The organism is Leifsonia sp. PARNA 1/14, assembly GCF_055720965.1.
The window spans coordinates 234,386-256,667 of record NZ_JBVQSP010000003.1 but is presented as its reverse complement, the minus strand read 5'-3'; the positions used below and the strand labels follow the sequence as shown (position 1 = coordinate 256,667).

The 22,282-nt window shown below is 71.0% G+C and carries 21 protein-coding genes; 19 read left to right on the top strand and 2 right to left on the bottom strand.

The annotated features are described in order from the left end of the window. The first annotated feature begins 3 nt into the window (after positions 1-3). From AC0HS0_RS10700 to AC0HS0_RS10640, 13 genes are read left to right on the top strand one after another with little or no spacing between them, the layout of a single operon-like run. Positions 4-1,551: a family 43 glycosylhydrolase gene (locus AC0HS0_RS10700; protein ID WP_472963923.1), complete on the top strand. Its 1,548-nt coding sequence runs from the start codon at positions 4-6 to the stop codon at positions 1,549-1,551. Next, on the top strand, positions 1,548-4,175 hold the full coding sequence (locus AC0HS0_RS10695) for a glycosyl hydrolase family 2 protein (RefSeq protein ID WP_472963921.1): 2,628 nt from the start codon (positions 1,548-1,550) through the stop codon (positions 4,173-4,175). The genes AC0HS0_RS10700 and AC0HS0_RS10695 overlap by 4 nt, the downstream gene beginning before the upstream one ends. Then, on the top strand, positions 4,172-4,543 hold the full coding sequence (locus AC0HS0_RS10690; RefSeq protein ID WP_472963919.1) for a nuclear transport factor 2 family protein: 372 nt from the start codon (positions 4,172-4,174) through the stop codon (positions 4,541-4,543). Before AC0HS0_RS10695 ends, AC0HS0_RS10690 begins: the two co-directional genes overlap by 4 nt. A 12-nt stretch (positions 4,544-4,555) precedes the next feature. Further along, positions 4,556-5,350, top strand: coding sequence for a TIM barrel protein (locus AC0HS0_RS10685; RefSeq protein ID WP_472963916.1), 795 nt, complete (start codon positions 4,556-4,558; stop codon positions 5,348-5,350). Continuing rightward, the gene (locus AC0HS0_RS10680; protein WP_472963914.1) at positions 5,347-6,954 is read left to right on the top strand and encodes a GMC oxidoreductase; all 1,608 of its coding nucleotides are present in this window, start codon (positions 5,347-5,349) and stop codon (positions 6,952-6,954) included. The genes AC0HS0_RS10685 and AC0HS0_RS10680 overlap by 4 nt, the downstream gene beginning before the upstream one ends. Before the next feature lie 30 nt (positions 6,955-6,984). After that, positions 6,985-7,380 (top strand): C-glycoside deglycosidase beta subunit domain-containing protein, encoded by a 396-nt coding sequence (locus AC0HS0_RS10675; protein WP_472963912.1) that lies wholly within the window; start codon positions 6,985-6,987, stop codon positions 7,378-7,380. Then, positions 7,377-8,495 carry a sugar phosphate isomerase/epimerase family protein gene (locus AC0HS0_RS10670; RefSeq protein ID WP_472963910.1) on the top strand — a complete coding sequence of 373 codons (1,119 nt, stop codon included), beginning with the start codon at positions 7,377-7,379 and terminating at the stop codon, positions 8,493-8,495. Before AC0HS0_RS10675 ends, AC0HS0_RS10670 begins: the two co-directional genes overlap by 4 nt. Before the next feature lie 11 nt (positions 8,496-8,506). Beyond that, on the top strand, positions 8,507-9,538 hold the full coding sequence (locus tag AC0HS0_RS10665; RefSeq protein WP_472964181.1) for a sugar phosphate isomerase/epimerase family protein: 1,032 nt from the start codon (positions 8,507-8,509) through the stop codon (positions 9,536-9,538). Between the two features lie 21 nt (positions 9,539-9,559). Next, a complete protein-coding gene (locus tag AC0HS0_RS10660) occupies positions 9,560-10,345 on the top strand; it encodes a nuclear transport factor 2 family protein (protein WP_472963908.1) in 786 nt (261 codons plus the stop codon). Positions 10,346-10,354: 9 nt separating this feature from the next. Continuing rightward, the gene (locus tag AC0HS0_RS10655) at positions 10,355-10,771 is read left to right on the top strand and encodes a C-glycoside deglycosidase beta subunit domain-containing protein (protein WP_472963907.1); all 417 of its coding nucleotides are present in this window, start codon (positions 10,355-10,357) and stop codon (positions 10,769-10,771) included. Then, on the top strand, positions 10,768-11,949 hold the full coding sequence (locus tag AC0HS0_RS10650; protein WP_472963906.1) for a Gfo/Idh/MocA family protein: 1,182 nt from the start codon (positions 10,768-10,770) through the stop codon (positions 11,947-11,949). Before AC0HS0_RS10655 ends, AC0HS0_RS10650 begins: the two co-directional genes overlap by 4 nt. A gap of 12 nt (positions 11,950-11,961) precedes the next feature. After that, complete coding sequence (locus AC0HS0_RS10645; RefSeq protein ID WP_472963905.1) at positions 11,962-12,969, top strand: sugar phosphate isomerase/epimerase family protein; 1,008 nt, start codon at positions 11,962-11,964, stop codon at positions 12,967-12,969. After that, entirely contained in the window at positions 12,969-13,856 is an 888-nt protein-coding gene (locus tag AC0HS0_RS10640; protein ID WP_472963903.1) for a ThuA domain-containing protein, read from the top strand. The genes AC0HS0_RS10645 and AC0HS0_RS10640 overlap by 1 nt, the downstream gene beginning before the upstream one ends. A gap of 63 nt (positions 13,857-13,919) precedes the next feature. Here AC0HS0_RS10640 and AC0HS0_RS10635 read toward each other — a convergent pair whose 3' ends face one another. Continuing rightward, entirely contained in the window at positions 13,920-15,227 is a 1,308-nt protein-coding gene (locus AC0HS0_RS10635; RefSeq protein ID WP_472963901.1) for a restriction endonuclease subunit R, read from the bottom strand. Positions 15,228-15,362: 135 nt separating this feature from the next. Further along, the gene (locus tag AC0HS0_RS10630) at positions 15,363-16,631 is read right to left on the bottom strand and encodes an ROK family protein (RefSeq protein WP_472963900.1); all 1,269 of its coding nucleotides are present in this window, start codon (positions 16,629-16,631) and stop codon (positions 15,363-15,365) included. Positions 16,632-16,858: 227 nt separating this feature from the next. Between AC0HS0_RS10630 and AC0HS0_RS10625 the strand changes: the two genes are divergently transcribed. The 6 genes from AC0HS0_RS10625 to AC0HS0_RS10600 form a co-directional block, all read left to right on the top strand. Then, positions 16,859-17,878, top strand: coding sequence for a VOC family protein (locus AC0HS0_RS10625; protein WP_472963898.1), 1,020 nt, complete (start codon positions 16,859-16,861; stop codon positions 17,876-17,878). A 2-nt stretch (positions 17,879-17,880) separates the two neighbouring features. Beyond that, complete coding sequence (locus AC0HS0_RS10620; protein ID WP_472963897.1) at positions 17,881-18,894, top strand: cyclase family protein; 1,014 nt, start codon at positions 17,881-17,883, stop codon at positions 18,892-18,894. 47 nt (positions 18,895-18,941) lie between these two features. Then, positions 18,942-20,075, top strand: a complete 1,134-nt coding sequence (locus AC0HS0_RS10615; RefSeq protein ID WP_472963895.1) for an FAD-dependent monooxygenase — start codon at positions 18,942-18,944, stop codon at positions 20,073-20,075. Further along, on the top strand, positions 20,072-21,091 hold the full coding sequence (locus tag AC0HS0_RS10610; protein WP_472963894.1) for a fumarylacetoacetate hydrolase family protein: 1,020 nt from the start codon (positions 20,072-20,074) through the stop codon (positions 21,089-21,091). The genes AC0HS0_RS10615 and AC0HS0_RS10610 overlap by 4 nt, the downstream gene beginning before the upstream one ends. After that, on the top strand, positions 21,088-21,876 hold the full coding sequence (locus AC0HS0_RS10605; RefSeq protein WP_472963893.1) for an SDR family NAD(P)-dependent oxidoreductase: 789 nt from the start codon (positions 21,088-21,090) through the stop codon (positions 21,874-21,876). The genes AC0HS0_RS10610 and AC0HS0_RS10605 overlap by 4 nt, the downstream gene beginning before the upstream one ends. A 22-nt stretch (positions 21,877-21,898) precedes the next feature. Then, positions 21,899-22,282: hypothetical protein (locus AC0HS0_RS10600; protein WP_472963891.1), on the top strand; the 384-nt coding region annotated here is incomplete at its 3' end.

The following is a 22,282-nucleotide window of genomic DNA, read 5'->3' as shown; positions in this document are numbered from 1 at the left end:
CGCATGACCGACGCTCCCCGTTCCGGCCCCGACCTGGGGAACGGGACCTTCCTCAACCCCGTGCTGCCCGGTGACCGGCCCGATCCCGCGGTCCTGCGGGCCGGCGACCAGTATTACCTGACGTACTCGTCGTTCGACGCGTCGCCCGGGCTGACGATCTGGCGCTCGCCGGACCTCGTCAACTGGACGTTCGTGACCTGCGCGCTCGAGGAGCCGCTGAGCACGGTGTTCGCGCCCGACTTCATCGAGCACGACGGACGCTTCTTCCTCTACATCCCGTTCATCCCGAGCGCGTGGTCGAGTGCCATCCCCGAACCGCAGATCTGGGTGATCCACGCCGACAGCCCGGAGGGGCCGTGGAGCGAGCCGGTGTTCACGGGGGTCTCCGGCGCCATCGACCCGGGTCACGTGGTGGGGGAGGACGGCGAGCGGTACCTGTTCGTCAACGGCATCCGCCGTTGCCGGCTGAGCCCGGACGGCCTCCATGCCGTCACACCGCTCGAGCCGGTGTACGACGGCTGGCGGTACCCCGACGAGTGGGTCACCGAGGCGTACGCGCTGGAAGGGCCGAAGCTGTTCCGCCGCGGTGACTGGTTCTACCTGGTCAGCGCGGTCGGCGGCACGGGAGGCCCGGCGACCGGCCACATGGTCATCGTCGCCCGGTCGCGCTCGGTGCACGGCCCGTGGCAGAACGCACCGGGCAACCCGGTCGCGCGCACCCGCTCGGTCGACGAGGCCTGGTGGTCGCGCGGGCACGCGACGATCCTCGACGCGCCCGACGGCAGTTGGTGGATGGTGTCGCACGGTTACGCCAACGGCTACCGCACCCTCGGCCGGCAGGCCCTGCTCGAGCCGATCGAGTGGACGGAGGACGGCTGGCCGGTCGCGTCGGCCGCCGATCTCGGCGCGCCGTTGCCGAAGCCCGCGGGCGTCTCCTCGCCGGTCGCGGTCCCGGCGCCCTCCGACGCCTTCACAGCCGCCGCCTGGGGCGAGCGCTGGGTGTTCGACAACCCCGGAATCGACGAGTCGGGCCGCGCGCGCTTCGGTGACGGGCTGACGCTGCGCGGCACGGGCGCCTCGCCCGCGGACTCCTCGCCACTCACGACGTGGGCGATGGACGACGCCTACGAGATCGAGGTCGAACTGGAGGTGCGCGACCGTTCGACCGGAGGTCTGCTTCTCTACTTCGACGACCGGATGTTCTTCGGGATGGGCTGGGACGGCTCGGCGATGCGGAGCTACGCCGGCGGCATCCGGACGCACTGGCGCGAGCCCGCAGAACCGGGAGACACCATCGAGCTGCGCCTGAGGAACGACCACCACATCGTGACCGGCTGGCACCGACGACCGGGCGAGGAATGGGTGCGGCACGGCGTCCGTTACGACACCTCCGGTGCGCACTCGGCGACGATGAACGACCTGAAGAGTCTGCGGCCCGCGCTGTTCGCGACCGGGGAGGGCGAGGTCGTCTTCCGCCGGTTCCGCTACCGGCCGGTGCCGGCCTCCACCGGTTCCACTGTCGAGGATCTCGCCGTGGAGGTCGCCCGATGACCCTCGACCGCCTCCGCGATGTGGTGACCGGCGCCGTCCCGAACGCGATCATGCCGCTGTTCTGGCAGAAGGGCGGCCCGGTCGAGGTCGTGCGCGAGGAGCTGGAGCGCATCGCCGACGCCGGGATCGGCGCCATCATCCTGGAGGCGCGGCCGCACCCCGACTTCCTCGGCGACGGCTGGTGGCGCGACGTGGACGCGGTGCTCGAGATCGCCCACCGCCGCGGCCTGACGGTGTGGTTCTTCGACGACGACACCTTCCCGACCGGGCACGCCGGCGGTGCGGTGGAGACCGCGCCGGCCGAGCTGCGCCGCCGCTTCCTGACCGAGCGGCACACTGACGCGGTGGGCCCGGCGCCCGGCGCCTCCTTCATCGTCGAGCGCCGCAAGTTCTGGGGTCCGGAGGCCGGGCACGAGCCGGGCGAGCTGCTGCGGGTGCTCGCCTACCCGCGCGCAGAGGACTCCGACGAGCTCGTCGGCGACCCGGTCGACCTGACCGACCGGATCGTCGACGGCGTGCTGCACTGGGACATCCCGGACGGCTGGTGGCGCGTCTTCTTCCTGTCGGTGGGCGAGGGCGGAGGGAGCGAACCGCATGCGCGGCACATCGACTACCTCGACGCCGATTCCACGCAGCTGCTCATCGACGCGGTCTACGAACGCATCCACAAGCGGTACGCCGACGAGTTCGGCCGCACGATCGGCGGATTCTTCAGCGACGAGCCCGGGCTCTACAACGACCCCGACACGTTCGACTTCGACTCGCGGCTCGGCAAAGCCGTGCCGCTGCCGTGGAACGACGCCGTCGCCGCCCGGCTGTCCGAGCGGCTCGGCCGGGATGCGACCCCGCTGCTCCCGCTGCTGTGGATGCCGGCCGGCGGACGCGAGCGCGAGCTCCGCTACGCCTACATGGATACGGTGTCGCGGCTGTACTCCGAGAACTTCGCCCGGCGGCTCGGCGATTGGTGCCGCGCGCACGGCGTCGAGCACATCGGGCACGTCATCGAAGACAACGGCTCGCACGCTCGGCTCGGCCCGGGCGCCGGGCATTACTTCCGGGCGATGGCCGGCCAGGACATGGCGGGAGTCGACATCATCGGCGGCCAGGTCGTGCCCGGGTTCTCCCGGGGCCCGTTCGGCAACCTCAGCGGCGCCGCCGACGGCGAGTTCTTCCACTTCGGGCTGGCCAAGCTCGCGTCATCGGCCGCGCATCTGGACCCGCTCAAGCGTGGCAGGGCGATGTGCGAGACGATCGGCGCGTACGGCTGGTACGCAGGGCTGCGGCTGTTCACCTGGCTGACGAACCACCTCCTGGTGCGCGGCGTCACGCACATCGTGCCGCACGCCTTCTCGCCAGCGCCGTTCCCCGACCCGGACTGCCCTCCACATTTCTACGCGCACGGCAACAACCCGCAGTACCCGCATCAGCATCTGCTGAGCGCGTACACGAACCGGCTGAGCCACCTGTTGCAGGCCGGCGCGCACGTCGCCCCGTTCGCCGTGCTCTACCACGCGGACGCCGAATGGCTGGGCGACGCGATGCCGTCCGAACGGCCTCTGCGGCTGCTGATGGAGGCGCAGCTCGACGCCGACATCGTGCCGGCCGACGCCCTCCCCGCCGCCGGAGTCGAGGGGTCGCGGCTGTCGCTCGGCGACGAGACGTACGACGCGCTGATCGTGCCGGGGAGCGCCTTCCTTCCCGCGCACGTCGCGCGGGAGCTGCTGCGGCTCGACGACGCGGGTGTTCCCGTCGTGTTCGTGGGTTCGGTCCCGGAGGTCGCGGGCGACGAGGGCGACGCGAACGCCCTCAAGCTGCGGTTCCGTCAGGTGTCGCAGAAGCGGCTGGTCGACGCGGTGTCCGCGATGACCGACCGCGCGGTGCGGCTCGACCGTCCGGCGGCGTCGCTACGCGTTCTGCGCCGGGACCTCGGCGACGCAGACGTGATCATGCTGGTGAACGAGTCGGTGCGGGAGGCCGTGCACGCCACGGCGACCCTCCCGCGCACGGGCGACGCGGTCGCGTACGACGCCGTGACGGGCACGCTCACCGCGGTGCCGAGCGCCGGCGACAGGTGGTCGGCCTCCGTCGCTCTCGACCTCGGTCCGGGGGAGTCCCTGGTGCTCGTCGTCGGGCCGCCGTCGGCGTGGGAGGGGCTCCCGATCCGGGCGGTGTCCGCACGCGGCGCCGCCGCCGAGCTCGCGCCGACGTGGACGGTCGCCGTCGCGGAGGCCGGCGGGAGCGCGTTCTCGCAGTGGAGAGAGCTCAAGGGCCTCCGAGCGCTCAGCGAGCCCGACCTCCTGCCGCGGTTCAGCGGAACTGCCCGGTACACGGCGTCATTCGAGGCGGAGGCGGCCGAGAGCGGGCACGTCATCGATCTCGGACAGGTCTTCGAGCTCGCGAGCGTGCGCCTGAACGGCGTCGACCTCGGCACCCGGATCGCGCCTCCCTATGCCTTCGAAGTTCCGGAGGGCGTGCTGGCCGAGACGAACACGCTGGAGATCGACGTGACGAACACTCTCGCCAAGGCGCAGCCCGACTTCTTCTCGGCGTTCGCGCAGCAGGAGCCGAGCGGACTCCTCGGACCCGTGACGCTGGCGCCGCTGACGAGGGAGGCCGCCGCATGACTGACGACCGCGCCGCGTTCGAGCGCTTCTGCGACCTCTTCTACACGCAGAAGCGCGTCGCCGACGCCTTCGCGTTCCTCGTCGCCGACGACTACCGGCAGCACAACCCGAACATCGTCGACGGTCCCGCCGCGGCGGTGGAGGCACTGACGCCGAAGTTCGACGGCAGCCCGGACGCGCGCTTCGAGATCCAGCGGATCCTCGTCGACGGCGACCACGCGATGGTCCACGTCAAAGCTTCCCGGCCCGGCGCCCCCGACGCCGCGGTCGCGGACATCTACCGATTCGAGAGCGGCCGGATCGTCGAGCACTGGGACGTGCTGCAGCAGGTCCCCGTGCATGCCGCCCACGACCATCCGATGTTCTGAACAGGAGAACCCATGTACGAGCTCGCACCCAACATCGAGTTGCTCTTCACCGAGGCCGGCGACTACCACGACCGCGTGCGTGCGGCGGCTGCGGCCGGCTTCGGCGCCGTCGAGATGTGGGGCCCGACCGGTGTCGACGCACCGGCGACGCCGAAGGACCTCCCGGCGCTGAAGGCCGCTCTGGAGGAGACCGGCACGAAGCTCACCGCCCAGCTCTCGGAGCCGCGCACCCAGTTCATGATCCCGCCGTGGGACCACAGCGAGTTCTACCGCAAGCTCGACGAGGGCGTCGCCATCGCGCACGACCTCTCGTGCCCGCGCATCGTGGTCGGCAGCGGCACGGGCTTCGGAGGCTGGAAGCGGCAGGTGCAGCTCGACAAGCTGATCGAGATCTACCAGAAGGCGATCGCGCAGATCGACGGGTCGGGCATCACGCTCGCGCTGGAGCCGGTCAACGTGCGCGTCGATCACCCGGGCTCGCTCCTCGACCGCACAGCGGAGGCCGTCTACGTCGCGCGGGGTGTCGATTCCCCGTACTTCGGCGTGCTCTACGACATCTACCACTCGGCCGTCGAGGGCGAGGACATGGCGGCGGAGCTCGAGAACGCGGGCGACCTGATCGCCTACGTGCAGCTCGCCGACGCCCCCGGCCGCGGCGAGCCGGGCTCCGGAGAGCTGGACTGGGCGAAGACGCTCGGCGTCCTCCGCGCCTCCGGCTACGACGGCCCGATCGGGCTCGAGTACTACCCGACCCAGGAGTCCGCGGCCTCCGTCGCGCTCATCCGCGAGCTGGCGGCGACGGCATGAGCCGCTATCCCGACTCCGTCGACGTCGCGATCGTGGGCAGCGGCCCCGTCGGTGCCACGTACGCGCGCGTCTTGAGCGAGCAGGCGCCCGGTGCGACCATCGCCCTGTTCGAGGTCGGGCCGACGGTGTCGGACCCGCCCGGCGCGCACGTCAAGAACATCGAGGACCCCGCCGCCCGCGCCGAGGCGCAGGAGCGCTCGGAAGGCCCCGGCGCCGGCTCCGAGACGGTGAGCTCGCCCGGGGCCGTGACCTCCGGCCAGCGCCGTGGGCGTCCGGGCACCTACCTGCTCGACGACGGCTACCAGGAGCCGGGGGAGGACGGCATGCCCGTCGTCGCCTTCTCCAGCAACGTCGGCGGGATGGGCGCGCACTGGACGGGCGCCTGCCCGCGCCCGGGCGACAGCGAGCGCATCGCGTTCCTGCCCGATCTGGACGACCTCCTCGACGAGGCTGACCGGCTGCTCGGCGTCACGACCGACGCGTTCGACGGAGCGCCGTTCACCGCGCTCGTGCGCGAACGGCTCGCCGGCGCCGTGGACGACGGGAGGCCCGCCGCACAGCGCGTGCAGCGGATGCCGCTCGCCGTGCACCGCCGCGACGACGGCCGGCTGGTCTGGTCGGGCTCCGACGTGGTTTTCGGCGACGAGACCCGCGGAAACTCGGACTTCACGCTGTACGACGAGTCGCTGGTCACCCGGGTCTTGCTCGACGACGGCCGCGCCGCGGGGGTGGAGGTGCGCGACCGTCGCACGGGCGACCTCCACACTGTGCGCGCCCGCTTCGTGGTGGTGGCCGCCGACGCCCTGCGCACGCCGCAGGTGCTCTGGGCGTCGGGCATCCGGCCCGCCGCGCTCGGCCGCATGCTCAACGACCAGACGCAGGTGGTCTACGCCACCCGCATCCGCGACGCCGCGGAGGTCGCGGCCGCGGGCCGGGGAGCCGGCAGCGCCGGCGACGCCACGGACGGGAGCGTCGGCACCGACGAGATCATCGACGGCGCGATCAGCGAGCAGAGCGGCGTCAGCTGGGTGCCGTACACCGACGCGGTGCCGTTCCACGGCCAGGTCATGCAGCTCGACGCGTCCCCGATCCCGCTCGCCGACGACGATCCGGTGGTGCCCGGCTCGATCGTCGGTCTCGGACTGTTCTGCGCCAAGGACCTGCAGTGGGACGACCGGGTGGCGTTCGCCGACGACGACCTCGACTGGTACGGGATGCCGGCGATGCGCATCCACTACACGCTCACCGACCGCGATCGTGCGGTGATCGAGCGCGCCCAGACAGAGATCGTCGAACTCGCGAAAGCGGTCGGCGACCCGATCGGCGACCGGCCGTTCACCATGCCGCTCGGCGCCTCCCTGCATTACCAGGGCAGCGTGCGGATGGGGGAGACCGACGACGGCCGCAGCGTGTGCAGCCCGGACAGCGAGGTGTGGGAGGTCCCCGGTGTCTTCGTCGCAGGCAACGGCGTCATCCCGACGGCGACGGCGTGCAACCCCACGCTGACCTCCGTCGCGCTGGCGGTGAAGGGCGCTCGCCGCATCGCGCGCGAACTCACCGGCGCCGAACCCTTGCTTATGCAGCAAACCAACATTAGTGTGTAGAAACACGGAAAAAGTAGTCAAGGAGGACTCGTGATCCCCGATCGCATCATCGAGCAGGGAACGCTCAGGACCACCGGCACACGTGCCGCGGTCGAAGTGCGCATCCCCTGGTACCGTGCACTCCCGGCGTCCTGCATCTCAGGCGCCACGCTGTCCGTGGACGGCGTGCCCGCTCCGGCCGAGACGCTCCGCTGGGAGCTCAACGGCCGCGAGCGCACCTTCGCAGAGATGGCCGACGACACCGAGTCGTGGTGGTTCCCGCTCGACTCGGCGGTGCTCTCCGGCGACATCCCGGTCGCCGCGGACGGCGAACACGAGGTGTCCGTCGACCTGACCGTCTACATCCCGTACATCATCATCGGCGACGACGAGGTGCTCCACATCGAAGAGCACGACAGCAAGACCATGAAGGCGGTGGCGGCATGACCGACTCGACCTCCCGGCTCGGATCCCCGATCCAGGGCGTGACCCTCTACAGCTTCACGCGCGCGTTCCACGGCCGCGAGTACGACCTCGAAGGCCTCATCCGCAAGGTCGCCGCCGAGGGCTACGGCCCGGGGCTCGAGATCATCGGCTTCTCGAGCTTCCGCGGGTTCCCCTCGATCGACGACCGGTTCGCAGGCCGGTTCCGTGATCTGGTCCAGGAGGTCGGGCTGGTGACGACGTCGCTGGCGATCAACGCCGACATCGGCATCCACCGCGACCGCCTCCTGAACCAGGACGAGCTCATCGAGTACATGCGCCGCCAGATCGAAGCCGCCGCGAAGCTCGGCTTCCCGATCGCCCGCGTGCAGATCTCGATCACGCCCGACTCGATGGCCGCGCTCGCGCCGATCGCGGAGCAGTACGGCGTGACGCTGGCCCTGGAGGTGCACGCCGACCAGTACGCCTCGCACCCGCGCATCCTCGCGCTGCGCGACCGCTACGAGGAGGTCGGGTCGCCGTTCCTCGGCTTCACCGCCGACTGGGGCGCGACGACCGTCGGCTTCGCGCCGTCGCTGCTGGAGGCCTACCGCCGCCGCGGCGCCACGGACGAGCTGCTCGGCCAGGTCGTCGACCTCTGGAACGAGTTCTACGAGTCCGGCCCTCCCGCCGACCAGGCCGACCACGGCCAGCGCTTCGGCCGGTTCATCGGCCTGGCGGCGCAGAACGGCCGGCCCGACCTCGGCATCGACTTCGCCATCAACGGCACCGGGCTGTTCGGCCCGGCGCGCGTCGACGACTGGCTGGAGATCATGCCGTGGATCAAGCACGTGCACGGCAAATTCTTCGGCATCGACGAGAACCACGAGGAGCCCTCGGTGCCGGTGCGCGACCTCATCGCGCTGCTGGTGCAGAACGGCTACAAGGGAGCGATCTCGAGCGAGTACGAAGGCTGGCACTGGAACTACTGGCAGTCCCCGTTCGAGATCATCCGCGACGAGCAGGCCGTGCAGCGCTCGGCCGCGCAGAACGCGGGGAGCCGCATGGTCACCGACGCCGGGGAGGCTCGCCTCCAGCTGACCCAGTGGCTGCCGAGCACCGAAGGAGCGAGCGCATGAGTGACGACCGCATCGGCGCCGGCATCGCCGGCACCGGCATCGAGCTGGGCACCACCCTCTACTCGATGACGAGCGAGTTCGCGGCCGGTGTCTACACGCCGCAGACCCTCATCGCCGCCGTCGCCGAGAACGGCATCGGCCCGGGCGTCGAGTTCAACATCGCCCAGCTGCTGCGCACCTACCCCGACGTCGATGCGGAGTTCGAGAAGCTCTGGTTCGACTCGCTCGAGAAGTACGGCCTCCAGCCCAGCGCAGTTGGCACGAACCTCGACATGGGCCGCCGCAAGGACCGCGACATGACGCCGGACGAGGAGCACGACTTCCTCGCCCGCCAGCTGAAGACGGCGCACACGCTCGGCTTCAAGCGCGTCGTCATCCGCTCGGCCGGGCGGGAGCTGCTGCGCAGCCTCCTCCCTCTGGCCGAGAAGTACGACCAGCGGCTCGGCTACGAGATCCACGCGCCGCAGGGACCGAACGACCCCAAGGTGCTCGGCATCCGCGAGCTCTACGAGGAGCTCGGCAGCGACCGGCTCGGCTTCACCGCCGACTTCTCCTCGACCATGCACAGCCTGTCGCCGACGCTGCTCGCGCAGTTGGCGAAGATGGGGATGGACGAGAAGCATTTCGCGGTCATGGACGAGATCTGGCACGAGCCCACGCCCATGCACGTCCGCAACCAGAAGTTCGAGGACTACCTGACCGCCGAGGGCGTCGACCCGCTGCGGTTCGGCCCGTTCACCCGGCTGGCGTTCAACATGCACGGGCTGGTGCCGCCGGAGGAGTGGCTGGACATCATGCCGCAGATCTTCCACGTGCACGCCAAGTTCTATGACATCGACGCCGACGGCCAGGAGCCCGCCATGGACCTCCCGCGCATCGTGCGCCAGTTCGTCCAGGGCGGCTACCGCGGGTACCTCTCCAGCGAGTGGGAAGGCCACGCCTTCCAGGACCTCGGCGAGGCCGACCCGATCGAGCTCGTCAAGAAGCAGCACGCGCTCATGCGGCGCACCATCGAAGACGCCGTCGCCGGCGTCCCGGCCTGATCCCCGAAGGAGCAGTCAGCCATGTCGGACACCGTCGCTGCGACTAACGTCTCGGAACTCGTCGCCGAGGTCGCGCGCCTGCGCGAGGAGGTCGCCGCCGCGCAGGGGCTCGCCCGCCGCGCCGCCGACCGCGGCGAGATCGAGAACCTGTTCAACCGCTACATGTACCTCCACAACGCGTTCCAGGACGAGCGGATCATCCCGCTCTGGGTGAAGGAAGGCACGGAGGGCATCCGCGCGCGCTACACCAACGCCGGGCAGTACACGACCTGGGAGAGCGTCACCCGCTATCACAGGGGCCGCCCCTCTCCCGAGGGCAAGCTCATCCTGCACGCCACGACGACCCCGGTCATCGAGGTGGCTGCCGACGGCGAGACCGCCAAGGGCGTGTGGATCATGGCAGGCACCGAGTCGGGCCTCACCGACCCGGAGGTCGCGAAGGACAGCCCCGACTTCATGTACTCGCCCGGCGAGGTGCAGGGCAAGAAGGTCTGGGCGCACTGGGTCTGGTGCAAGTACGCGATCGACTTCCTGCGCCAGGACGGCGAATGGAAGATCTGGAAGTTCCGCTGCTACGAGCTCGCCCGTGCGCCGTTCGAGGAGAACTGGGTGAGCTTCGGCGAGAAGAACCAGGCCGCGTTCGACCTCGACCTGATGTACTTCGGCGACGACGGCAAGCCGGTCTTCATGCCGCCCGCGGACGAGCCGGTGCCGAGCCAGAACCACCCGTACAGCCCGTCGACCGTGCAGCAGCTCGAGCCGGAGCCTCCGGCGCCGCACGACACGTTCGTCGACACGTTCAAGTAGGAGGCCGTCATGGCAACGCACAACTCTCTGTTCTCCGAGAAGGACGTCCACCGCACCGCCGACGGGATCGCCGTCTCGGTGCAGCTGCCGTGGTACCGCAGCCTCTGGCTGTCCGCCGTCGACGATGTCGCGGCGACCGTGGACGGCGTCGCGGTCCCGCGCGACGACCTCCGTTTCGAGCTGAACGGCCGCAGTTACCGCATCGAGGAGCTGCCGGAGCAGTCCGAGACGCTGTGGTTCGTCGCGGACCGTCCTGACGTCGTGATCCCGCTGGGCCACGCGCCTGCGGCCGGCGACACGCTCACCGTGGAGGTCGTGCTCACCATGCGCCTGCTCTACATGCAGATCATGCCGGGCGTCGACGGCGGTCCCGGCCGCTACGTGACCAACCGCGTGCCCGTGGAGCGCGAGCTGGTGCTGGCATGACGCTGCGGGTGGCCATGATCGGCTACGGGTTCATGGGCGCCGCCCACTCGGTGGGCTGGCGGCAGGCACCCCGGGTCTTCGACCTCCCGGACGCCGTCGAGATGGCCGTGGTCGTCGGGCGCGACCAGGAGGCGGTGGCGAAGGCTGCGGCCCAGTGGGGCTGGGCCGAGCACGCCACGGACTGGCGGGAGGTGATCGCCCGCGACGACATCGACCTGGTCGACATCGTGACGCCGGGCGACTCGCACGCCGAGATCGCGATCGCGGCGCTGGAGGCCGGCAAGCACGTGCTGTGCGAGAAGCCGCTCGCGAACAGCGTCGAGGAGGCCGAGGCGATGGCGGCGGCCGCCGAGCGCGCGGCCGAGCACGGCGTGCGCGCGATGGTGGGGTTCACCTACCGCCGCGTCCCCGCGGTCTCCCTGCTGCAGGACCTGATCGCGCGCGGGACGATCGGCGAGGTGCGCCAGGTGCGCGCGGCGTACCGCCAGGACTGGCTCGTCGACCCGTCCGTGCCGCTCGGCTGGCGCCTCCAGAAGGAGCACGCCGGCTCGGGAGCCCTGGGCGACATCGGCGCGCACATCGTCGACATGACGCAGTTCGTGACCGGGAGCCTGGTGACCCGTGTCTCCGGGACGGTCGAGACGATCGTCGCGCAGCGCCCCGTGCTCGGCGCGCGCTCCGGCTTCACCGGCAGCTCCAGCGGCGAGCTGGGCGACGTGACCGTGGACGACGCCGCCCTCTTCACCGGACGCCTCGACAACGGCGCGCTCGTCTCGTTCGAGGCCACGCGCTTCGCCACCGGCCGCAAGAACGCCCTCACCATCGAGGTCTCCGGCTCGGAGGGCGCGCTGGCCTTCGACCTCGAGCGGCTCAACGAGCTGCGGTACTACGACCGCAACGCGCCGGGCGAGCTGCAGGGATTCACGACGATCCTCATCACCGAGCCCGAGCATCCGTACGTCTCGGCCTGGTGGCCGCCCGGGCACATGCTCGGCTACGAGCACGGGTTCTCGCATCAGGTCGTGGACTTCGTCACGGCGATCGCTCACGGCACCGAGCTCGATCCGACCTTCGCCGACGGCTTGGCGGTGCAGCGTGTGCTCGCGGCGGTGGAGGCCAGCTCGGCGAACGATTCGGCGTGGGTCGCGGTCGAGGCCGCGGCCTTGGCCCACTCATAGAGGAGGAACGTCATGACCCGACCGATCACCCTGTTCACCGGCCAGTGGGCCGACCTCCCGTTCGAGGACGTGGCCCGGCTGGCCGGCGAGTGGGGCTACGACGGCCTCGAGATCGCCTGCTGGGGCGACCACCTCGACGTCTCCCGCTGGGACGACGCCGACTATGTGCAGACGCGGAAGGACATCCTGGAGCGCAACGGCCTGCAGGTCTGGACGATCTCCAACCACCTCGCCGGCCAGGCCGTCTGCGACGACCCGATCGACGAGCGGCACCGCGACATCCTGAACGACCGGGTGTGGGGCGACGGCGACCCGGAGGGCGTGCGGCAGCGCGCCGCCGAGGAGCTGAAGCTCACCGCCCGGATGGCCGCCGCGCTCGGCGTGAAGACCGTGACCGGCTTCACCGGCTCGTCGATCTGGAAGGCCGTGGCGATGTTCCCGCCGGCCTCCGACGAGTGGATCGCGGCCGGCTACCGGGACTTCGCCGACCGCTTCCACCCGATCCTCGACGTGTTCGAGGAGGTCGGGGTGCGGTTCGCGCTCGAGGTGCACCCTTCCGAGATCGCCTACGACTACTGGACGGCCAAGGCGACCCTGGAGGCCATCGGCCACCGGGAGAGCTTCGGGATCAACTTCGACCCGTCGCACTTCATGTGGCAGCAGCTGGACCCGGTGGCGTTCGTGCTCGACTTCGCCGACCACATCCTCCACGTGCACGTGAAGGAGTCGATCACCAACCTCGACGGCCGCAACGGGGTGCTCGGCTCGCACCTGCCGTGGGCCAACCCGCGCCGCGGCTGGACGTTCGTGTCCACCGCGCACGGCGAGGTGCCGTGGGAGCCGATCTTCCGCGCGCTCAACTTCATCGGTTACGCCGGCCCGACCTCCGTCGAATGGGAGGACGCCGGCATGGACCGCCTCCAGGGCGCACCGGAGGCCATCGCCTTCGTGCGCGAGCTCAACGCCATCACCCCGCCCGACGCGGCCTTCGACGCCGCCTTCTCGACGAAAGCAGAGTGATGGCAGCCGATACTTCCGCACCCGATCTTCTGAACGCGCTCATCCTCTCCGGGCATATGACCCGCGAGCACGACAACGAGCACCGCAGCTTCCGCCAGCACAACGTCTGGCTGACCCAGCTGCTGGAGGACACCGGGCGCTTCCGCGTGCGCGTCGTCGAGGACCCGCGCGGCCTCGGCGCCGAGATCATCGACAAGTACGACGTGGTGATCGTGGTCTTCGAGGGCCGCGACGGCTACCACGAGAAGGCGGTCGGCTTCGGCGCCGAGACGGATGCCGCGCTGCTGAAGTTCGTCCACGACGACGGCAAGGGCATCGTCTGGTTCCACGGCTCGGCTGCGCAGGAGGACGACTGGGGCTACCCCGACGAATACAACACCCTGCGCGGCTCGCGGTTGACGGTCGCCGGAGGCCTGCGGCCGCGCCCGTGGGGCGAGGCGCAACTCGACACCGTCGAGCCGCGCCACGCGATCACCGACGGCATCAGCGCGCGCTGGACCGTCACCGGCGACGACATCCTCACGGGCGTCGAGATCCTGGACGGCGCCCAGGTGCTGCTCACGACCTACGACGACCTGGAATCGTACGAGCGGGCGCCGGTCTGGCCGATGTCGCACTACCCGGTGGCGATCCCCGAGGAGGGCATCGCCGCCCTCCCCGGCATGAACACCGACCAGCCGATCGCCTGGATCAACGAGTACGGCGCCGGCCGCTCGTTCACCATCACGATCGGGCACGACATCGATACGTTCCGCCGCATCGAGTTCATCCGGATGTTCCCGCGCGGCGTCGAGTGGGCCGCCACCGGCGAGGTGGCGCTGAACGGACCCGACCGCCGGGGCGAGCGCCGCTTCCTCCCCTGGCCGTACTACAACCACGAGGGCTGAGCGCGCCGCGCCTCCGCGCCTCCCGCGCCCCCGCGCCTCCCGCGCCGCCGCTCTCGGCGGGTTCTAGAGCGTGGTGCGGGCCAGCGCGAGGTGTGCGCGCGTCTGCTCGGTGGGGTCCGCGTCCAGCCACTCGTGGCCTCCCCACTCGCTGCAGAGTGTGCCGGAGAAGCCGGGAGCGGCGTCCCGCAGCAGAGCGCCGAGGTCGCGCAGCGGCCGCGAGACCCGGCCATCGGTGTCGTCGAGGTCCCAGAACTTGAGGTGGAACGCGCCCACGAGCGGGAGGATGCCGCGCAGCGCCTCCACCGGCGAGCGGCCGAATCGCACGAGCAGGTTCATGTAGAGGGCGTGTGCTGCGGGAGGCACGGCGCCCGACCGCAGGTGCGCGACGACGGCATCGAGCGTCCCGGGTTCCAGCCATGCACCGGTCAGCCGGGCGAGCAGGTCGTCCGGGATGCTCGGCGCGAGCGCGGCGAGGTATGTGACCGGAAGCGCCGGCATCAGCATGCTGGTGTCCACGAGCAGACGGATGCGGGGGTCCTCGAGGGCGGCGATGTCGTCGATCGCGTGGGCGACGGGAGGGGAGTCCGGCGCCTGCTGTCCCTGCAGCTCCTCGTACAGCGTCAGGTTCAGCTCGTGCAGCACGGGCTGCAGCCTCCCGAGGAGTGCCGGGCCCGCCTGGCCGATCGGCAGCCGCACGCCCTCGGCCCCGAGATCGTGGGCGGTCTGCAACTGGGGGAGCAGGAACGAGAACCGCTCGTCGTCGTCGCGCCGACGGCTCGGGCTCAGCCAGTCGTCGAGGCTCGCCCCCACGATGCTGACCCGGCCGCCTGCGGCGGCGATCCGGTCGCGCAGGTCCGTTGCCTCCGCCGTGGGAGTCGCCGGGAACGACCGCCACAGCTGCCCGGGCTCGAGCTCGACGACCGTCGCCACCCCGGAGGTCACGATGCCGACCGCGATGTCGGTCGCCGAACGCTCGGCGCGGATGACCTCCGGAGTCCAGTTGAAGGCGCTCGCTGCGAGTGTCCACGGCACCCGGGGCACGGCCTCCAGCCGCCGCTCGTCGCCGAAGTCGAGGACGAGCGGCGCGTCCGGGCCGCCCGGGAGGTACGGGATGAGCAGCCGGAACGACACCGCGACGGTGTGGGAGCCGGCTGAGAGGGGGCGAACACCGCGCAGCGCAAGCCGGTCCTGCACGAACCACCAGCCGTCGCCGTCCTCGACCTCGACAGCGCACTCCTCTCCGTCGAGGTGGAGGCGCACCTCCGACACGCTCGACAGCGGTAGCGACCGGATCCACGGGAGGCTCACCCGCACGGCGAACCCGTCGGCGGTCGCGGTCAGAGCGTCGTCGCCCAGAACCGGCAGCCCCATGTCGCCCTCTCCTGTCCAGCTTACGACCGCAACCTACACGTTTTGGTCAGAAACCGAAAGAAGTGGTAGTGACATTCGTCACGAATCCCGACATTCGTGCCACGAATCGCTACATTCGTCACGAATCTCGAGGCCCTACGCCGCGGGCCCCTTGATCCCCTCGATCGTCGGACGCCCGTCCGCGAACCAGCGCGGGAACGTCACGTCGAACAGCTCCTCGATCGCGAGCTCGGCGCCGCCGCGCAGCGGCTCGCGCTCGTCGCCGATGGAGCGCACGATCGAGAGGTCGCGGGTGGCGAGCGGCAGAGACAACTCGTAGACGCGCTGGCGCACCTCGGCCAGGAAGATCTCGCCTGCGGACGAGACCGCCCCGCCCACGACGATGACGCCGGGGTTGAACATGTTGACGAGCGCCGCGATCGACTCGCCGATCAGGCGGGCAGAGCGCTGGACCAGCGAGATCGCGAGGGCGTCGCCGTCCTGGGCCGCGATCGACACGGCCTCCGGGGTGATCGGCTCGCCCCGCTCGACGAGGCCGGCGAGGATCCCCGTCGCGTTCTCCTCGAGCGCGCGTTCCGCGTCCCGCATGATCGCCCAGCCGGACGCCTCGGCCTCCAGACAGCCGACCTTGCCGCAGCGGCAGACCGCGGTGGAGTCGCGAACGCGCACGTGACCGATGTCGCCCGCCGCGCCGTTCGCACCGCGGTGGATGCGGCCGTGCGAGACGAGGCCGGCGCCGATGCCGCTGCCGACCTTGCAGTAGATCAGGTCGACGTTGTCGTCGCGTCGGTGACTCCGCTCCGTGAGCGCCAGCAGGTTGACGTCGTTGTCGACCCAGACCGGCGCGTCGAAGCGCTGCTCGAAGCGGCGGCGCACGTCGAAGCCGTTCCAGCCGGGCATGATGGGCGGCGCGACGGGCGAGCCCGTCTCGAAGTCGACGGGTCCCGGCACGCCGACCGCGACCGCCCAGACAGGACGGTCGTCACCCTCGGCGAGGAGTCCGTCGATCATCCCGAGCGCCGTGTCGATCGTCTCGGCCGGCCCGCGGCTGATGTCCCATGCGCAGTGCGCCTCGGCGAGCACGGTGCCGTCGAGGGAGGCCAGGCCGACACGGATGTGGAGGGCGCCCAGCGCGCAGATCACGATCCGGCCCTGGTCCGCGCGGAAGCGGAGCGTCCGCGGGGCGCGCCCGCCGGACGACGGGCCGTACTCGCCGTCCTCCAAGAAGCCCATCTCGATCGCCGCGTCGACGCGCTGCGCCACGACGCCGCGGCCGAGGCCGGTCAGCCGGCCGATCTCGGGCCGGGTGTCGGCCTCCCCGGTGCGGACGAGGTTGACCACGCGCAGGAGGCTCATCACCTCGTCGGTCTGCGCGCCGAATCGGAGTGCGGAGTCCCTAGCCATGCTTGATTCTGACACAACCACACCCCACGAAGGGTAGAACGAGGCCCCACTTGAGCCGCAGAATCCGCATCTTGGGCAGCAGTACGACCAAAGAAGCGCTGATGCCGACCTAGGAAATCAGTCTCATTGATCCCCGGCATAGCCGATACGCGGTTCCCTGATGCGGGCGCGCCCGGCGAAAGTAGAGACCGGGCAATCACATTCCGCCCATCTGGAAAGGATCAAGGATGATCAAGCTTCTCTCCCACTTGTCTTACGTGGAGATCACGTCGCCGGATGTCGAGGCGTCCGTGAAGTTCTACGAGGAACAGGTCGGACTGACCGTCGTCGACCGCATCGACGGCTCGGTGTACCTCCGCTGCTGGGGCGACTACTACGCGTACTCCGTCGTCGTCTCGCCCGGCTCGGAGCCGACGCTCGCGACCATGGCCTGGCGCACCTCGAGCGAGGAGGCCCTCGAGGAGGCCGCCAAGCGCATCGAGGCCGCCGGCGTCGAGGGCGAGTGGCTCGACGACGTGCCCGCCATCGGCCGGGCGTACCGCTTCACCGGTCCGTGGGGCCACTCGATGACCCTGCACTGGGACGTCACGCGCCACCAGGCCCCCGGCCACGTGGCCTCCATCTACCCGGACCGCCCGGAGAAGCGCAGCAAGGTCGCCGGCGCCCCGCGCCAGCTCGACCACGTCACGATCGCGACCAGCGACGTCGACGGCTTCGCCGCCTGGTACAACGACGTGCTCGGCTTCCGCATCATGGCCCGCACCGTGCTCGACGAGGCGCCGATCTCGATCTTCTCGGTGCTCACCACCAACGAGAAGTCGCACGACCTCGGGGTCGTGCTCGACGGCTCGACGCGTGCCGGACGCGTCAACCACTACGCGTTCTGGGTCGACACCTACGAGGAGCTCCTCATCGCGGCCGACACCCTGATGGAGAACGGAGTGCCGATCGAGTACGGCCCCTCGATCCACGGCATCGGCGAGCAGACGTTCCTCTACTACCGCGAGCCCTCCACGCTGCGCATCGAGCTCAACACCGGCGGCTACCGCAACTACGTGCCCGACTGGCAGCCGAACACCTGGAAGCCGTCGCTCGGCTCGAGCAACTTCTACCGCAACGGCGCCATGCCGATGTCGATGACCGAGTCGTTCCCGGCCGCCGACGGGCCGAGCGCGACTGAGGAGGGCGTGCCCGACGAGATCAAGGAAGCGCTGCTCAACCCGTACGCCGTGCAGGGTCGCGGCTGACGATGGCCGCACCGAGCGACGCTGTACCGAGCGAATGGCCGGCCGACCTGGACCGTCAGGACCCGGAGGCCGAGATCGACGCGCGAGCGGAGGCGTACCGCAACTGGGGCCGCTGGGGCGAGGACGACGTGCTGGGCACGCTCAACCTCATCGACGCGGCCAAGCGGGCCGCCGCCGCCGCCCTCGTCCGCGAGGGGCTGGCGATCTCGCTGGCGCAGTCGTTCGACATGAACGGCCCCCAGAAGGGCTGGCGCCGACGCACCAACCCGGTGCACACGATGCTCGACACCGGCACGGACGCCGAGCGCGGCACCCAGGGCTTCCCGCACGGGCTCGGCGGCGCCGACGACGTGATCGCGATGCCCCTGCAGTGCTCCACGCAGTGGGACGGGCTGGGTCACATCTTCGACCACGGCTACGCCTGGAACGGCCGCCGGGCGGGTGACGTGGTCACGAGCGACGGCGACCTGGTCACCGGCATCGAGCACGCGGCCGCCGCGATCGTCTCACGGGGAGTGCTGCTCGACCTCGGGCGGCACCTCCGGCCGGCCACCGGCGAGCTGGAGGACGGCTACGCGATCACCGCCGCCGACCTCCGCTCGTGCGTGGAGGCCCAGGGCGCGTCGAGCGCGGTGGGCACCGGCGACATCGTGCTGGTGCGCACCGGCCAGCTCGCCCGCGTGCGGCGTGACGGCTGGGGCGAATACGCGGGAGGGCCGGCGCCCGGCCTCTCGCTGACCACCGCCGGCTGGCTGCACGACACCGGGATCGCCGCGATCGCGACCGACACCTGGGGGTTCGAGGTGCGGCCGAACGAGTTCGATGTGCCCGCCTTCCAGCCGCTGCACCAGGTCGTGATCCCGAACCTCGGCCTCACCATCGGCGAGATGTGGGACCTCGAGGAGCTCGCAGACGTGTGCGCGCGGCTCGGGAGATACGATTTCCTCCTCTCGGCGCCGCCGCTGCCGATCACGGCGGCCGTCGGGTCGCCGATCAACCCCATCGCCCTGCTGTAGGCTCGCCCGCTCAGCACCGCATCACGCAAGAACAGAGAGGTTCTTCTATGACCGCCGTCACGAAGGTCGCGATCGCCGGAAGCGGTGTCGCAGGTCTGGCCACCGCGATCCAGCTCGCCAAGGCGGGCGTCGAGGTCGACGTCTTCGAGTCCAAGCCGGAGCTGAGCGCGCTCGGCTCCGGCATCACCCTGCAGGGCAACGCGCTGCGCGCCTTCGACACTCTCGGCGTGTGGGACGACGTGCAGGCGAAGGGCTACTTCTTCGAGGGCCTGACGCTGCGCGCGCCGGGGCCGGACGCCCCGGTGGTGGCCGAGCTGCCCGAGGTGAAGAGCGGCGGCCCGGACTTCCCGGCCACCGGCGGGATGTACCGCCCCGACCTGGCACGCATACTGCTCGAGCATGCGCAGGCGGCCGGCGCGAACGTCCGGTTCGGCACGAAGATCACCGGCGTGACCGAGGGCGCCGACGGCGTCGAGGTGGAGGTCGACGGCGCGCCGGCGGGCGCCTACGACCTCCTCGTGGGCGCCGACGGGCTCAACTCCGCCGTGCGCGACCTGATCGGCATCGAGACCAAGCCGCAGCCGACCGGCATGGGAATCTGGCGGTCGTTCGTGTCGCGCCCGGCCTCCGTCGAGCACAGCGAGCTGTACTACGGCGGACCGGTCTACATCGCGGGCTATACGCCCACCGGCGACGACACGATGTACGCGTTCCTCGTCGAGCCGGCGCAGGAGCGCCTCGGCCTCACCGACGAGGAGGCGGTCGCGCTCATGCTCGAGGAGTCGGCGGCCTACGGCGGACCGTGGGACGACATCCGCGCCGACCTGAAGGCGGGAGCGCACGTCAACTACACCTGGTTCACGCAGCACATCGTGCCCGCGCCGTGGAACCGCGGCCGCTCGGTCGTGATCGGCGACGCCGCGCACAGCTGCCCGCCCACGATCGCGCAGGGTGCGGCGCAGGCGCTGGAGGACGCGGTCGTGCTGACCGAGCTGCTGCTCGCCGCCGACGCCGTCGACGACGCGCTCTGGGACGCGTTCCACGCCCGTCGTGTGCCGCGGGCGCAGGCCGTGGTGGAGGCCTCCGTGCAGCTCGGGCAGTGGCAGATCGATCACGACCGGGAGGCCGACGCGGCGGGGCTCATCTTCGGCATCGGCCACCGGATGGCGGAGCCGGCATGAGGATCGCCCGGTGGACTACCGACGGCCCGGCCGACTCCGACGGCTCCGATGGCTCCGACGGCTCGGTCGTCGTCGAGGGTTTCGTGATCGGCGACCGGGTGGTCCCGTTCCCCGACGGGCTGACGGTGTCCGAGGTGCTCGCGGGCGGTCTTGCGGAGGCGCACGGGCTGCTCGCGCGGGCGGAGGGCACCGAGGGCACAGCGCTCGCCGACGTGCGGCTGCTCGCCCCGCTCGCCCCCGCGTCCATCCGTGATTTCGTGGCCTTCGAGGAGCACGTGGAGGGCGTGAGCGCCTCCGTCGACGGCAAGAGCGAAGTGGTGCCGGAGTGGTACCAGGCGCCGACGTTCTACTTCACCAACCCGCACACGGTGCTCGGTCCGGGCGAGCGGCTGCGGCCTCCCGTCAGCTCCCGGCTCGACTTCGAGCTGGAGGTCGCGGCCGTGATCGGCGGCCCCGGCGGCGCGAACCTCACCGCCGACGAGGCCGCAGGCGTGATCTTCGGCTACACGATCATGAACGATTGGTCGGCGCGCGACCTCCAGTCGCGCGAGATGAAGGTGCGCCTCGGCCCCGCGAAGGGCAAGGACTTCGGCATGAGCCTGGGGCCGTGGATCGTGACCGCCGACGAGTTCGAGCCATACCTCGATGGCGACGGCTTCCTCGCGATCGAGGCCGAGGTCTTCGTGAACGACGAGCGCATCGGGCACGACCTGGTGTCGAACATGGGCTGGCCGTTCCCGGAGCTGGTCGCCTACGCATCCCGCAACTCGCGGGTCGTGGCAGGCGACGTGCTCGGCTCGGGCACGACCGGCAACGGCGGCTGCCTGGCCGAGCTGTGGGGGAGGCGCGGCGAGCTCACCCCGCCTCCACTGACCGACGGGGACACCGTGCGCATGGTGGTCGAGGGGATCGGCGAGCTGGTCGGCCCGGTCGGGGCAGCGGTCACCGCGCCCGAGCTGCCGGCGGCGCGCGTGCGGTCGCGGGCGCGGAGCCGCCAGGAGCGGATCGCACCGTGAGCAGCGGCACGGACGGCCTGCTCGGCGGCCTCGATGGCGCGACCGTCGTCGTCACCGGCGCCGCGCGCGGCCAGGGCGCCGCGGAGGCGCGGCTGCTCGCGCGCCTCGGAGCGCAGGTCATCGCCACCGACGTCGTCGAGCCGGACGGCGCGCTCGGCGACGGCGTCGTCTTCCGCCACCTCGACGTCACCGACGAGGAGGCGTGGGCCCGGCTCGCCGCCGATCTCGCACAGACCCTGGGCGGGGACGCGCTCCGCGGCCTGATCAACAACGCGGGCGTCACGCACCGCGCCGGCATCGCCCAGACCGAGCGCGCCGACTGGGACCGCGTGCTCGCCGTGAACCTCACCGGGCCGATGCTCGGGATGCGCGCGCTGGCGCCGCTCATGGGCGACGGATCCTCGATCGTGAACGTCGGCTCGGTCGCCGGGCTGACCGGCCACTACACGGCCGCCTACACCGCCTCCAAATGGGGACTGCGCGGGCTGTCGCGGGTCGCCGCCACCGAGTACGGGCCGCGCGGCATCCGGGTCAACACCATCCATCCCGGCTTCATCGAGACCGACATGACCGCGAACGCCCCCGCTGCGATGCGCGAGGCCCAGCTCGAGCTGACGCCGCTCGAACGCCTCGGCGAGGCTGCCGACGTCGCCGGCCTCGCGGTCTTCCTGATCTCCGACGCGTCCGGGTACATCTCGGGCGCCGACCTCCCCGTCGACGGGGGCTTCGCCTCCTCGGCCGGAGCCAAACACCTCGCCGACCGCATCGCTGCCGGAACGCCGTAACGCCGTAACGAAGGAGCCTCCTGTGTTCATGTACTTCCCGACCAACTACGTCTGGAGCCTCGCCGTCGTCGCGACCCTCAACAACGGCGGTTACATCGACGAGGTCGACCGGGCGTGCAAGCCGGTGCTGCTCGCCTCGCAGAACGGCGACGACGCCGGCACCGCCGAGCTGTACGCCGCGTGGGAGGCCGTGGCCGACCGGCTCGTCGCCAAGGCGCGCGCCGACGAGGCGGCCGGACGCCGGATCGGCGCAGGGGCGACCTACTACCGGGCGTCGCTCTACACCTCCCAGGCCGAGCGGCTGCAGTCGCCGCGGTGGGAGGGGCGCAATGCGGCGTACCAGAAGTCGATCGACCTGCTGCTGAAGCACGTGGAGCTCAGCGGCGTCCCGCTGACCCGCGTCGAG

What these genes read in the sequence shown, in the direction of transcription:
- AC0HS0_RS10670 (WP_472963910.1), top strand. Translation starts at nt 7,377, where the DNA reads ATGACCGACTCGACCTCCCGGCTCGGATCCCCGATCCAGGGCGTGACC.
- AC0HS0_RS10680 (WP_472963914.1), top strand. Translation starts at nt 5,347, where the DNA reads ATGAGCCGCTATCCCGACTCCGTCGACGTCGCGATCGTGGGCAGCGGC.
- AC0HS0_RS10630 (WP_472963900.1), bottom strand. Translation starts at nt 16,631, where the DNA reads ATGGCTAGGGACTCCGCACTCCGATTCGGCGCGCAGACCGACGAGGTG.
- AC0HS0_RS10695 (WP_472963921.1), top strand. Translation starts at nt 1,548, where the DNA reads ATGACCCTCGACCGCCTCCGCGATGTGGTGACCGGCGCCGTCCCGAAC.
- AC0HS0_RS10660 (WP_472963908.1), top strand. Translation starts at nt 9,560, where the DNA reads ATGTCGGACACCGTCGCTGCGACTAACGTCTCGGAACTCGTCGCCGAG.
- AC0HS0_RS10610 (WP_472963894.1), top strand. Translation starts at nt 20,072, where the DNA reads ATGAGGATCGCCCGGTGGACTACCGACGGCCCGGCCGACTCCGACGGC.
- AC0HS0_RS10625 (WP_472963898.1), top strand. Translation starts at nt 16,859, where the DNA reads ATGATCAAGCTTCTCTCCCACTTGTCTTACGTGGAGATCACGTCGCCG.
- AC0HS0_RS10690 (WP_472963919.1), top strand. Translation starts at nt 4,172, where the DNA reads ATGACTGACGACCGCGCCGCGTTCGAGCGCTTCTGCGACCTCTTCTAC.
- AC0HS0_RS10685 (WP_472963916.1), top strand. Translation starts at nt 4,556, where the DNA reads ATGTACGAGCTCGCACCCAACATCGAGTTGCTCTTCACCGAGGCCGGC.
- AC0HS0_RS10620 (WP_472963897.1), top strand. Translation starts at nt 17,881, where the DNA reads ATGGCCGCACCGAGCGACGCTGTACCGAGCGAATGGCCGGCCGACCTG.
- AC0HS0_RS10615 (WP_472963895.1), top strand. Translation starts at nt 18,942, where the DNA reads ATGACCGCCGTCACGAAGGTCGCGATCGCCGGAAGCGGTGTCGCAGGT.
- AC0HS0_RS10635 (WP_472963901.1), bottom strand. Translation starts at nt 15,227, where the DNA reads ATGGGGCTGCCGGTTCTGGGCGACGACGCTCTGACCGCGACCGCCGAC.
- AC0HS0_RS10700 (WP_472963923.1), top strand. Translation starts at nt 4, where the DNA reads ATGACCGACGCTCCCCGTTCCGGCCCCGACCTGGGGAACGGGACCTTC.
- AC0HS0_RS10650 (WP_472963906.1), top strand. Translation starts at nt 10,768, where the DNA reads ATGACGCTGCGGGTGGCCATGATCGGCTACGGGTTCATGGGCGCCGCC.
- AC0HS0_RS10655 (WP_472963907.1), top strand. Translation starts at nt 10,355, where the DNA reads ATGGCAACGCACAACTCTCTGTTCTCCGAGAAGGACGTCCACCGCACC.
- AC0HS0_RS10640 (WP_472963903.1), top strand. Translation starts at nt 12,969, where the DNA reads ATGGCAGCCGATACTTCCGCACCCGATCTTCTGAACGCGCTCATCCTC.
- AC0HS0_RS10645 (WP_472963905.1), top strand. Translation starts at nt 11,962, where the DNA reads ATGACCCGACCGATCACCCTGTTCACCGGCCAGTGGGCCGACCTCCCG.